Source organism: Jejuia pallidilutea, from assembly GCF_002973595.1.
GTDB lineage: Bacteria > Bacteroidota > Bacteroidia > Flavobacteriales > Flavobacteriaceae > Jejuia > Jejuia pallidilutea.
Map to the genome: position 1 here is coordinate 350,959 of NZ_PVEO01000005.1, position 12,668 is coordinate 363,626.

A 12,668-nucleotide genomic window follows, 5' to 3' on the forward strand; every position below is an offset into this window, starting at 1 on the left:
TATACAAGTAACTATTTTAATTTACAATGGGTTAAATTCAATTTTCGATAAAATTGTAATATTCCATTATAACCTACACCTATTCCGCATAATCATAAATTCTCGTACTTTTGTGCGGTGCAAAATTATATATTACATAAAATTAATTCTCCTGAGGATCTTCGTTTGTTAAAACAAGAAGATCTTAAGGTTTTTGCCAAAGAACTTCGTGAGTTTATTATTAACATTATAGCCACAAAACAAGGGCATCTGGGAGCTAGCTTAGGCGTTGTAGAACTCACTATTGCATTACACTATGTATTTAATACTCCAGAGGATTTATTACTCTGGGATGTAGGTCATCAAGCTTACGGCCATAAAATTTTAACGGGAAGAAAAGATATATTTCACACTAATAGACAATTGGGCGGTATTAGTGGTTTCCCTAAACGAAGCGAAAGTAAGTACGACACTTTTGGTGTTGGGCATTCTTCAACCTCTATATCGGCAGCGTTAGGAATGGCAATTGCATCTCAATTAAAAGGTGAAGACAAACACCATATTGCTGTAATTGGAGATGCATCTATAGCTAGTGGTATGGCTTTTGAAGGCCTTAACCACGCAGGAGTTACCAACGCCAATTTATTGGTGATTTTAAATGATAACGCTATTGGCATAGACCCCAGTGTTGGCGCTTTAAAACAATATTTAACTAACGTTAAAAAAGGCACACAAAAGCGTAATAATATTATTGAAGCCTTAAATTTTGATTATTCTGGCCCTATTGATGGCCACGATTTAAATACCCTTATTTCAGAATTAGAACGATTAAAAACAGTAAAAGGGCCAAAATTATTACATATTATTACTACCAAGGGCAAAGGTCTTAAACAAGCTGAAACCGACCAAGTAAAATACCACGCTCCTGGTAAATTTGATGCCAAAACTGGAAATTTGGCCATTAAACCTAATACCATTCAACCTCCCAAATATCAAGATGTGTTTGGACACACTATCGTTGAACTTGCAAAACATAATAAAAAAATTGTAGGTATAACTCCTGCTATGCCAACCGGAAGCTCCTTAAAATATATGATGGATGAAATTCCAGATCGTGCTTTTGATGTTGGAATCGCCGAACAACATGCAGTAACTTTAGCTGCAGGCATGGCAACACAAGGCTTAATTCCGTTTTGTAATATTTACTCAACATTTTTGCAACGTGCTTACGACCAGATAATACATGATGTTGCGCTACAGAATTTACCTGTTGTGTTTTGCTTAGATCGTTCAGGGCTGGTTGGTGAAGATGGCGCTACACATCATGGTGTTTTTGATATATCATATTTACGTTGCATCCCCAACCTAGTTATTTTTGCTCCACGAAACGAAATAGAGTTGCGTAACATAATGTATACAGCTCAAACAGGCCTAAAACAACCAATAGCGATTCGTTATCCGCGAGGTAGAGGTATAACTTTAAACTGGAAACAACCATTCTCTAACATAGAAATAGGTAAAGGCGAACAACTAAAACAAGGTAAACAATTGGCCATTTTAAGTATTGGTGCTATTGCTAAAAATGTAACTGAAGCTATAAAGGAATTTGATGTATCGCATTACGATATGCGTTTTGCAAAACCTTTAGACAACAATTTACTTCATACTATTTTTAAAACCTACTCTACTATTGTTACCGTTGAAGATAACGCCATTTCGGGTGGTTTTGGAAGTGCCATATTAGAATTTGCAGCAACTCATAATTATAAAAAAACTATTAAACCCTTAGGAATTCCAGATGCTTTTGTGGAACACGGTAGTATTGAGGAACTACAAAACTTAGTTGGATTAGATACTGAAAGTTTAAAGAAAACCTTTAAAGCCCTACTGTAATACACATCAACTCATCCCTATACTTCGATATACTACACTACATTTTTAAAAAAACCTTAAGGCTGTTAAGGTTAAGCAATAAAAAACAGTTTTGTAAGGTGAGTTTAAAACGTAACACCTTCAATTTTCTTAAAATTCTGTATGGCTTTACTATCACTTAGTAGAGATACATAATGACACACCGCCAGTAAGCGTTCGTATAAATTTGGAGCATTAAAATTGATGGTTTCAGGCAATCGTTTAAGGATAAGTTTATCGTAATTTGATGCAGTACCGTTAAAATTATGGTTTACCGCTGCGGTGTATACCGTGAGCAGCTTGTTTATAATTTGATAACCAGCAATTTCTTTATCAACCACTTCTTCTGATTGGTAAATATTTTCAACACTAATTTTAATAATGTCTTTTATTTGGGCCTCAAACTTGCTTTTATCTAGTAAAGCACTACTAAAGGTACCGCTTAAAATAGCATCTTCGTTTTTCATAAAAACATTTACAGCATCTTTAATAAGCGCACCAATAGCCAAAGCACGCAGGTAGCCTATACGGTCTTCCCTAGTGGCTAATGCATAATAATTCTCTGGTTTTATGTTATCGCGAATAACCTTAGAAAGGTATTCTAGAGCAAACTCTTCTGGAATAAGGCCTAGGTTAATACCATCTTCAAAATCGATAATGGTGTAGCATATATCGTCCGCAGCTTCTACTAAATATGCTAACGGGTGACGCGCATAACTAATATGAGTGTCGCTACGTTTTGTAAGTCCAAGTTCGTTAGCTATATCCTTAAAAGCATCTTTTTCAGATTGGAAAACACCGTATTTCTTATCCGCTATGTGTTGTGTTGGTTTTTTTGGCAGCGATTCCTTTGGATATTTGGTAAATGCACCCAGTGTAGCGTAGCTTAAGCGGAGTCCACCCTCACGTCCTGCCCTACTTTGTGTTAGAATTTTAAAACCATTGGCGTTTCCTTCAAAATCGCAAAGGTCTTGGTATTCTTTATCTGTTAATTGATCTTTATATTGTTTACCTAAACCAGACTTGAAAAACTCGCCAATAGATTTTTCACCTGAATGCCCAAACGGAGGATTTCCTATATCGTGAGCTAAAGCGGCAGTGGCCACAATAGCTCCAAAATCGTTAGCTTGGTATCCGTGAACGCTTTGTAAATGTGGGTGTTTGTTTAGCACTTTTTGCCCTACTTGCCGCCCCAAGGAACGCCCCACAACGCTTACTTCTAAACTATGTGTTAAACGCGTATGTACAAAATCGGTTTTTGAAAGTGGAATAACTTGAGTTTTATCTTGTAAACTCCTAAACTCTTGGGAAAAGATAATACGATCGTAATCTACCTCAAAACCTAGCCTAGTTTCATCTTGTTCTTGTCGTAATCGTTTATTAGTATCGCCGTAGCGTTTTAAAGAGAGAAGTTGTTCCCAGTTCATGTGCTTTTTTTAAGAATAGGCAAGATAAATAAATTCAATTATAAATAACACTCAAAATCTGTTAACATTAAGGTAACATTTTAGTCATTTAAGATTAATGCTATGGTAACATCTTAATTACATTAAACCCTTTCTTTTGTACTAATTAAAAGTTAACAATATTTATGAAACAAATTCTATTTACCATGTTCTTTTTGGCCACCGCACTAATTTCGGCGCAAAACGGAACTATTAATGGAAAGATTACCGATGCTGAAGAAGGGAACAGCCCTTTGCTTTTTGCAAAAGTAACCATAAAGGAAACTGGCACTAAAGTAACAACTGATGTAAATGGTACTTTTAAATTTGAAAATATTAATGAGGGAGCCTATACGTTAATTTGCAGCTTTACAGGATACGAAACTAAGGAGATTAAAGTTGAAGTAAACTCTAAAACCCCAAACAACATTACATTAGCTTTAGGTGCAAGTAGTTTATCGCTTGATGATTTAGCTATGGTATATGCATCTTCAGAACAAAAAGACAATACTATAAAAAACAATTAAAACCTTTTTTTATAATTTCATAATAAGCCCTTTTTGCATCTGCAAAAAGGGCTTATTCTTTTTTTTAAATAGGCCTATCTTTTGTAAATGCTATTTCACTCTATGATAGCTTCTTTTTATTCCAATGTTAACTAACCGTAAACTTTTACCAAAAATAATCTGTTTTAGATAATGTTAAGCTAACACTTTTATTACAGTTCTTTAATCGTCAGGTAACACAATATTTACAAAACGGTGGTTTCTTTGCGCCAAGAAATTTAAATAGATCAATGAGAACTCTTATATTATCATTACTACTGCTTACTACGGTTTTATCATATGCCCAAAATACGGGATCGATCGTTGGTAAATTAACTGATAAAGAATATAACAACGAACCTTTAGCCTTTGCTAACGTATTAATAAAAGGCACTACAAAGGGTACAACTTCAGATTTTGATGGTTTATATGAATTTGCAGATTTAGACGCTGGAACATACACTTTAGTTTTTAGTTTTGTGGGTTATGAAACTGTAGAAATCCCCGTAACTGTGGTTGCAGGAAAAGTTACTGAAGTTAATGTGCCCATGAGCGCAAGTGCTGCTTCTCTTGATGAAGTAGTTATTACCACTACAAATAAGAGAGAAAGCGTTACTGCTTTACTATTAGAACAAAAGAAAGCAGTTTCCATTAAACAAAGTATTGGTGCAGAAGAGCTATCAGCAAAAGGTGTAGGTGATGCCGCCGCCGCAGTAGCCCAAATATCTGGTATATCCAAACAGCAGGGAGACAGTAATGTATATGTTCGTGGTTTGGGTGATAGATACCAAAACACAACTCTAAACGGACTTTCTTTGCCTTCAAATGATGTAAACAAGAAGAATATTAATCTTGATTTATTTTCTTCAGATATTATTGAAAATGTATCAGTTAGTAAAGCATATACACCTTCGTTCTACGGCGATTTCTCTGCAGGTAATGTAAATATAGACTCTAAAGAATATACTGGAAATGGTTATTTCGCAGTCAATTTAGGTTCTGGTGTAAACTCAAATGCTGCAGGACAAAACTTTGTAAGAAGTGAAGGTCCTAGTATATTTGGTTTTTATAATAGATACGATAACAACCCATTTGCTGTAGTGCTCTCTCATGGTGTAGATCCGCAAGAATCAGAAGCAACAGCTCCTATAGATCTTAATGGCTCAATTGAAGGCGGATATTCTTTTTCTTTTGATAGCGACACTAGACTAAGCTTTTTTGCTACTGCAAGTTTTACAAGCGGATATGAGTTTTTAGAAGGACCTGCCATTGATTTTACAAACGATGTAAAAGTGCGTTTCAATAATGTTGAAGAGTACTCTTATAGCACAAATACCACTGCTATGGGGAATATTACTTTTAAGCTTGACAACAAGAACAAGTTCAAATTCAACTCATTATTTATAAATAGTGGAAGAGATGCCGTTGGCTATTACGGAACACAAGGTTTAGGTTTTAACAGAGACGGGTTTAGTAATAACGGTGATGGTGGATACTATCAAATGAACGTTCAGTTTAATCAAGATATGATTTTTGTAAATCAATTAACAGGCTCCCATAAATCAAATGACGAAAAAGTGGAAATAGATTGGGGGTTTGGATTTAACAAAGTATTTTCAGATGAACCAGATAGAAAGCGTATTTCTTTAGAAGACTACCAATTTGCTTTAGACAACGACCCCAATACCAACCCAATTTTTTATGATAATATCGCTTTTGATAATCAACGCTTCTTCCAAAGTATTGAAGACGATGAAATCAATAGTTTCCTAAACTTAAAATACAACCTTTCTGAAAATATTAAATTCAATTTTGGATATAATGGCAAAACCAAAGAACGTCGTTTTAACAACTGGAGGTATGGCTATATAATTGCAGATAAACTTGCAAATCCTGTAACTGATGTTAACAACCTTGATGATTTCTTTAACGTATCAAATATAAATATTCCCGAAGGTGAAGGTTTATGGGATTTGTTTATAGCACGTAACCCACAGGAAATTAACTTTGGACTTTTAAACAGACCTCAACTATACGAAAACAATTACACGGGAAACCTAGATATCCATGCAGGTTTTGCAACAGCAGAATTAAATTTTGGAAAGTGGTTGTTCGTTCCTGGTATTAGGCTCGAATCATTCTCTCAATCTATTATTTATGACGTTATAAACCCAGTACCTACAGACCCTGGATTTAGAGATGCTTACGAAAATATTTTGTTACCAAGTATGAACATAAAGTACGCTATTAATGATGATCAAAATATCAGATTTTCTTTTAGCAATACAGTGTCATTCCCAGAATTTAAAGAAGTAGCAAATTTTGTTTATGAAGGTGTAACCCAAAGAATTGGTGGTAACCCAGATTTATTAGGGAAACCAGATGGTACTGGTGTATCATTTTCAGACATATACAACTACGATTTAAAATACGAATGGTTCCCAAGTCCTAGCGAACTAATAGCTGTTGCTGCTTTCGCAAAAGTAATTAACGATCCTGTAAACAGAGTTGTAGCCACAGATGCAACAGGGAATCAACGTTTTTTCAGAACAGGAGAAAAAGCAGAGGTATTTGGAGTAGAGGTTGAATTAAGAAAAAACATATTACTTAATGAAGACGAAGAACCCTTATTATCTTTTGGCGCAAATGCAGCATATACACATACTGAGCAAGATTTAAAATCTGTTTCTTCAACCGATGGTTTCACATTCGGAACCTCCTTTGGAGACAAAACAACAGATGAGCTTCAAGGCGCATCACCAGTAATTGTTAATGCTGATATTAATTACAGTCCAAAATTTGGTAATTACCAACCCCAAGCCACCGCTACATTCTCGTATTTCTCAGATAGGATTTTTGCTCTCGGCAGTGGAGACTTAGGCAACATGGTAGAAAAAGGCGTCCCAACCTTAAACCTTATAATTAAAAACAAGTTTGGTAAAAACTTTGAAGCCAACTTAAGTATAACAAATATTCTAGATCCAGATATTTCATTAATAAGAGAAAATACAAACGTAGAAGATAATAGTACTTTATTAGGCGAATTCGTTAAAGACGGAGATGTGACTCTACGTGAATTTAATCGCGGAATAAATCTAGGATTAACCCTTAAATATAACTTTTAATAACTATTTTTTTAAATTCGAAAAACAATGAAAAGTAAATTTCTATTAATTTTAAGTATAATCACTACAGTTTTTGTTGGATGTGAAAGTGATGATACAGCTGATATCATAATAAATGATAACAGTATTACTACCATCAACAATAATGGTGGTGGAGATTCAGGAAACAGCACTATTACATTAAGTGGTGTTTACACTGAGGATTTAACACTAGAATCAGGAAGCGAGTACCTTATAACTGGCCCTGTTCTTATGGCAAGTGGTACTACTTTAACTATACCTGCGGGAATGACAGTTAGAGCACGTCCTGTTGGTGTAAACGCTTATGTAGCTATACAACAAGGCGCTAGAATAGTAGCTGATGGTAATGCAAGCAACCCTATTGTTTTTACTTCTAATTCAAGTGCTCCAAGTTCAGGAGATTGGGGAGGTATTGTAATTTGTGGAAGCGCTCCTATTAACTCTACTGCTGATGGTTCTACCGATACTTCAACTACTGAAGTTGGTGGTTTGTCTTATGGTGGAAATACTCCTGATGATAATTCTGGTACATTAAAATATGTTAGAATTGAATATGCTGGTGGTGCTATCGATGGAAATTCTGAGTTAAACGGTCTATCTCTATATGCTGTAGGTAATACGACTACAATTGACTATGTACAGATTTATGAAGGATCTGATGACGGTATTGAATTCTTTGGAGGTACAGTAAACGTAAGCCACCTTTCTGTTGTAAACTCCGAAGATGATTCAGTAGATTGGACAGAAGGCTATATAGGTACAATTACAGACGTATATGTAAAACACGGTACTTCTCATGATAAAGCTTTTGAATGTGATGGCTATAATACTGATTTCTCTAACGAAGCAGGTTATTTTTCAGCACCTAACGTAACTAATGTAACTATTGTAGGCGCTAATGATGGTGGAGAAGCAGTGAGACTACGCGCGGGTACACAAGCAATTTTTACAAACGTATTAATGTCTGATTTCGATGAAGCTTTTGATTTAGACGGTGATACAGGAGATAACCCAACAGGGCAAGGTGTGCTTGACGATAAATTATTAGTTAATAATGTTACTTTTAACAATGTTACTGTAAAATTAAAAAATGACACAGGATTCACTTTTACCGAAGCAGATTTTATCTCTGGTGATGGTAACGGTACTGGTACCGATTATGCTACTTGGGGAGCAGGTTGGACTAGACAATAAAAAGTACACATCTCAAAACAAAAAAAGCATTATACCAAATGGTATAATGCTTTTTGTTTTTATTAGTATTAACGTTCTATAGTTATAGCGAAGCTACGTTTTTAGAATAATTAACCTCTTTTGGCACACCATCAATCCAGTGTATCCATTTGCCGACTTTTTTACCATTATCATAATTTGCAGAAACGATTTTTTCACCTTCTTCATTAAAGCTTAACCACTTTCCATGTAGCTTACCATCTGCTGTGTAAGATCCTGTTTGACTTACAACACCATTGTCATGATAATAAATAACATCAATTAAATTGGTTTCTTCATTCAGCTTTAACTCTCTCTTTTGTTCACTCTGAGCAAAAGATACCGCAGTAATTAAAAAGGCGAAAAATAAAATTAATTTCTTCATAATTATGGGGTTTAACATTATATATCAAAGATACGCATTACATAACTTTTAAGCAACACTTACGTAACATTAAATTAACATTAAATATTTAAAACATTGATTTTCAATTAAATAATTTTTAAGATTTAACATTGAAATATAATAATTACTTAATATTAAGGTTACATTAAAATCAACTTTATCAAAGATATTTGTGTAGTCTATAGACAAAACAATTAGTATTTCATATAATCAATTAGTTTTTGTCGACTTACATTATCATGATTTCTAATGAGGCTGCCTTTGGCCAAGGCAGTCTTTTTTAGTCTTAATCTTTTAACTATTTAGAAACATTAAATTAACATTAGAGTTAGTTCTTTGCAATCGACAAAAACTAATCTTTTAATGAAATTCAAACTATGCTTAGTGCTATGTCTTAGCACTATATTATCGCTTTCATCTCAAGAAATAAGCGATACTTCTTTCGGAAAAGGTCTTATTAATTTTACAGCAAAAGACAGTACCTTTAGTATAAAATTTGCCCCGCGTTTTCAAATGCGATATATATCCTCTTGGGATCACGATGGCGACAAGTACGGCGCTGCAGAGCACAACTTTATTATTCGTCGTGCACGTTTAAAATTTGATGGGTTTGCTTATAGCCCTAAATTAAAGTACAAAATAGAATTAGGGCTTTCTAATAGAGATTTATCTGGTGGAAATCAATTTAACAGAAATACACCCCGTTATATTCTTGATGCAGTTCTCATGTGGCATTTTGCCAAAAATTGGGAACTCTGGGCAGGACAAACTAAATTACCAGGTAACGTAGAACGTGTAATATCATCGGGGAACCTTCAACTTATAGACCGTTCTTTACTTAACAGCCGTTTTACACTAGACCGCGATATTGGTATTCAATTGCGACATAAATTTTACCTTGGCGATTCTTTTTTAATTCGTGAAAAAGTTGCCTTATCTCAAGGAGAGGGCAGAAACGTAACCGAAGGAAATGAAGGCGGCTTACAATATACAGCGCGCCTAGAACTATTGCCTTTTGGTGCTTTTAAGTCTAAAGGAGACTACAGCGGCTCTGACTTAAAACGTGAAGAAAAGCCTAAACTGTCGTTAACCTTTACCTACGATTTAAATGAAAATGCTGTTAGGGAACGTGGGGTACTTGGAGATTATATGTTTAAAAGTGATGGTTCGCTTTATGAAACCGATATTACCACACTTTTTGTAGATAGCATGTTTAAATATAATGGTTTCTCTTTTATGGGAGAATACGCCAAAAGAACTGCCGATGCACCTGTTGCAATAGATACAGATGGCGTAACTCCAACGGGAGATATTGTTTTAACCGGTAACGCATTAAACTTACAAGTTGGATATTTATTTAGAAGTAATTTTGAAGTTGCTGGCAGATTCACTAATGTAGATTATGAAACCATAACTAATGCACTTCCTGTAAAACAATATACACTTGGTTTTAATAAATTTGTACATGGACACAAATTGAAAGTACAAAGCGATATAAGCTATACATCTGTAGATGGAAACGACGATAATATAAGGTTTAGACTAGGTTTCGATTTCCACTTTTAAAATATAACATTTACATAACACTTCAATAAAATATAGTCATGATATTTGCAACCATTTTACAACAAAATCCTATGGATAATATTTATTTATACATGATTATCGCCCTAGCCATTTTAGCAATTGCCGATTTGGTAGTAGGTGTGAGCAATGATGCCGTAAACTTTTTAAATTCTGCTATCGGCTCTAAAGCAATATCATTTAGAACAATAATGATTGTTGCCAGTTTAGGTGTAGCAGTAGGCGCAGTTTTCTCTAGTGGCATGATGGAGGTAGCCCGTAAAGGTATTTTTAACCCTGGCGAGTATATGTTCGATGAAATCATGATCATTTTTATGGCCGTTATGATTACGGATATACTACTCTTAGATTTCTTTAACTCTGTTGGCATGCCTACATCTACAACGGTTTCTATTGTTTTTGAATTATTAGGAGCCGCCGTTGCCATAGCTTTAATTAAAATTGGCCACGATGGAGGAAACTTTAGTGATGTAATAGGCTATATAAACACCTCAAAAGCATCTCAAATTATTTTTGGAATATTGCTCTCGGTGGTTGTCGCTTTTTCAATAGGTGCTATAGTACAATGGCTATCCAGGGTACTTCTGTCTTATAATTTTCAAAAGAAACCTTCATGGGTTGGCGCTCTATTTGGAGGGCTTGCAATTACATCTATTACCTATTTTATCTTCATGAAAGGCTTAAAAGGTACATCCTATGCCAAAGAATCATTTGATATTCTTGGAGGGGTTACCATGAAAGACTTTTTAGAAAATCAAGTATTACAAATAGTGTTGGTTAGCATGGTGTTTTGGTCGCTTCTTTCTTATGTATTGATAGCTTTTGCAAAAACTAATATTTATAAACTTATAATAGTAGTTGGAACTTTTGCCTTAGCCCTTGCTTTTGCTGGTAACGATTTGGTTAACTTTATTGGCGTACCCGTTGCGGCTTACAATGCCTTTTTAACATGGTCTGCCTCTGGTATTGCTCCTACAGAATTCCCAATGGATGCTTTGGCATCAAAAGTACCTACAAACAACTGGTTATTGTTTGGCGCAGGTATGGTAATGGTACTTACACTTTGGTTTTCTACAAAAGCTAAAGGTGTGGTTAAAACGTCTTTAGATCTTTCTAGCCAAGGCGAAACCAAAGAACGTTTTCAACCTAATTCCCTATCTAGAGGCTTTGTTAGGTTTGCCATGTTAATGTCTCAAATGACAGCCTATATGCTTCCTAAATCATGGCAAGCAAAAATTGATAAACAATTTGAAACGCCTGTAATTGCATTATCTAAAAACAGACAATTAGAATTACCTGCTTTTGATTTGGTTAGGGCTGCAGTTAACTTAATGGTAGCTGCTGTATTAATTTCTATTGCTACATCTTACAAACTCCCACTCTCTACAACCTATGTTACGTTTATGGTAGCAATGGGTACGTCTTTAGCCGATAGAGCTTGGGGTGCTGAAAGTGCAGTATATAGGGTAGCCGGTGTAATAAATGTAATTGGCGGCTGGTTTTTTACTGCTTTTAGTGCTTTTACCGCTGCAGCGTTGGTAGCTTATCTATTAAATTTAAACTTAACAGTAATGTTCCCAATTCTATTGGTAGTGGCACTTGCCCTATTGATTAGAAGCTCTATTGTTCATAGCAGAAAAACAAAAGAAGTAAGAGCCGAGGACAGTTTAATAAAAGCAGAAAGCAGCTCGGTTCAGGGCGTTATTCATGAAAGTGCTGGCAATATTGCAAATGTGGTTAAACGTGGAAATAAAATTTATACTAACGCCATAAACGGACTTGCCAAACAGGATTTATCATCTCTTAAAAAGAATAAAAAACAAGTAGACAAACTATCTACCGAAGTTGATGAACTGCGCAATAATATTTTCTATTTCATTAAAAACCTAGATGAATCTAGTCTAGGAGCCAGTAATTTTTACATTAATGTTTTAGGTTATTTACAAGACATGACACAGTCTTTAGAGTATATTTCTAAAGTTAGTTACAAACACATCCACAATAATCATAAGAAACTAAAATTCAACCAAATAAAAGAGCTAAAAGAAGTTGACGAACGCTTAGAGAAGTTGTTTAACGGTACTCGTGAAGCATTTTTAGCTAGAGATTTTGAAGAAATAGGAAACATATTGACCAAAAAAGATGAAATATCTTCGCTATTATCTGAAAAAATACAAAAACAAGTTGAACGCACACGCAGCGATGAATCTAGTCCTAAAAACACAACCCTTTATTTTAGTGTATTATTAGAGACTAAAGATTTATTAGTTGCTACAATGAATCTTCTAGAGGAGTATGACAATGCACACGATAGCTCTGTGGAGCCAGCTACTATTCACAATTACGAAGAAGAGTAGGCTACAATAGTTTAACTAATAATAAAAAACTGTTTGAAAAGTATTTTAAATGTCGTTAAGAATGACCCACTTTTCAAACAGTC

General features: G+C 34.8%; 8 protein-coding genes. 6 read left to right on the top strand and 2 right to left on the bottom strand.

All coding sequences use genetic code 11. From position 1 onward, the window contains the following. The first annotated feature begins 117 nt into the window (after nucleotides 1–117). Entirely contained in the window at nucleotides 118–1,872 is a 1,755-nt protein-coding gene (gene dxs / locus CLV33_RS10585; RefSeq protein ID WP_105473874.1) for a 1-deoxy-D-xylulose-5-phosphate synthase, read from the top strand. Nucleotides 1,873–1,976: 104 nt separating this feature from the next. Here the strand turns inward: dxs and CLV33_RS10590 are convergent, their stop codons facing one another. Further along, entirely contained in the window at nucleotides 1,977–3,317 is a 1,341-nt protein-coding gene (locus tag CLV33_RS10590) for a deoxyguanosinetriphosphate triphosphohydrolase (RefSeq protein WP_105473875.1), read from the bottom strand. Between the two features lie 164 nt (nucleotides 3,318–3,481). Here CLV33_RS10590 and CLV33_RS10595 point away from each other — a divergent pair, with 164 nt between their 5' ends. The 3 genes from CLV33_RS10595 to CLV33_RS10605 all read left to right on the top strand — a co-directional run bounded on the left by CLV33_RS10595 (nucleotide 3,482) and on the right by CLV33_RS10605 (nucleotide 8,220). Next, nucleotides 3,482–3,862, top strand: a complete 381-nt coding sequence (locus tag CLV33_RS10595) for a carboxypeptidase-like regulatory domain-containing protein (protein WP_105473876.1) — start codon at nucleotides 3,482–3,484, stop codon at nucleotides 3,860–3,862. Between the two features lie 269 nt (nucleotides 3,863–4,131). Then, on the top strand, nucleotides 4,132–7,005 hold the full coding sequence (locus tag CLV33_RS10600) for a TonB-dependent receptor (RefSeq protein ID WP_105473877.1): 2,874 nt from the start codon (nucleotides 4,132–4,134) through the stop codon (nucleotides 7,003–7,005). 27 nt (nucleotides 7,006–7,032) lie between these two features. Next, nucleotides 7,033–8,220 (top strand): multidrug transporter, encoded by a 1,188-nt coding sequence (locus tag CLV33_RS10605; protein WP_105473878.1) that lies wholly within the window; start codon nucleotides 7,033–7,035, stop codon nucleotides 8,218–8,220. Between the two features lie 82 nt (nucleotides 8,221–8,302). Here CLV33_RS10605 and CLV33_RS10610 read toward each other — a convergent pair whose 3' ends face one another. Then, nucleotides 8,303–8,623: a toxin-antitoxin system YwqK family antitoxin gene (locus tag CLV33_RS10610; protein WP_105473911.1), complete on the bottom strand. Its 321-nt coding sequence runs from the start codon at nucleotides 8,621–8,623 to the stop codon at nucleotides 8,303–8,305. 384 nt (nucleotides 8,624–9,007) lie between these two features. Here CLV33_RS10610 and CLV33_RS10615 point away from each other — a divergent pair, with 384 nt between their 5' ends. Continuing rightward, nucleotides 9,008–10,210 carry a porin gene (locus CLV33_RS10615; RefSeq protein WP_105473879.1) on the top strand — a complete coding sequence of 401 codons (1,203 nt, stop codon included), beginning with the start codon at nucleotides 9,008–9,010 and terminating at the stop codon, nucleotides 10,208–10,210. Between the two features lie 71 nt (nucleotides 10,211–10,281). Continuing rightward, entirely contained in the window at nucleotides 10,282–12,585 is a 2,304-nt protein-coding gene (locus CLV33_RS10620) for an inorganic phosphate transporter (protein WP_105473912.1), read from the top strand. Nucleotides 12,586–12,668: the final 83 nt, after the last annotated feature.

What these genes read in the sequence shown, in the direction of transcription:
- CLV33_RS10590 (WP_105473875.1), bottom strand. Translation starts at nt 3,317, where the DNA reads ATGAACTGGGAACAACTTCTCTCTTTAAAACGCTACGGCGATACTAAT.
- CLV33_RS10595 (WP_105473876.1), top strand. Translation starts at nt 3,482, where the DNA reads ATGAAACAAATTCTATTTACCATGTTCTTTTTGGCCACCGCACTAATT.
- CLV33_RS10600 (WP_105473877.1), top strand. Translation starts at nt 4,132, where the DNA reads ATGAGAACTCTTATATTATCATTACTACTGCTTACTACGGTTTTATCA.
- CLV33_RS10605 (WP_105473878.1), top strand. Translation starts at nt 7,033, where the DNA reads ATGAAAAGTAAATTTCTATTAATTTTAAGTATAATCACTACAGTTTTT.
- CLV33_RS10610 (WP_105473911.1), bottom strand. Translation starts at nt 8,623, where the DNA reads ATGAAGAAATTAATTTTATTTTTCGCCTTTTTAATTACTGCGGTATCT.
- CLV33_RS10615 (WP_105473879.1), top strand. Translation starts at nt 9,008, where the DNA reads ATGAAATTCAAACTATGCTTAGTGCTATGTCTTAGCACTATATTATCG.
- CLV33_RS10620 (WP_105473912.1), top strand. Translation starts at nt 10,282, where the DNA reads ATGGATAATATTTATTTATACATGATTATCGCCCTAGCCATTTTAGCA.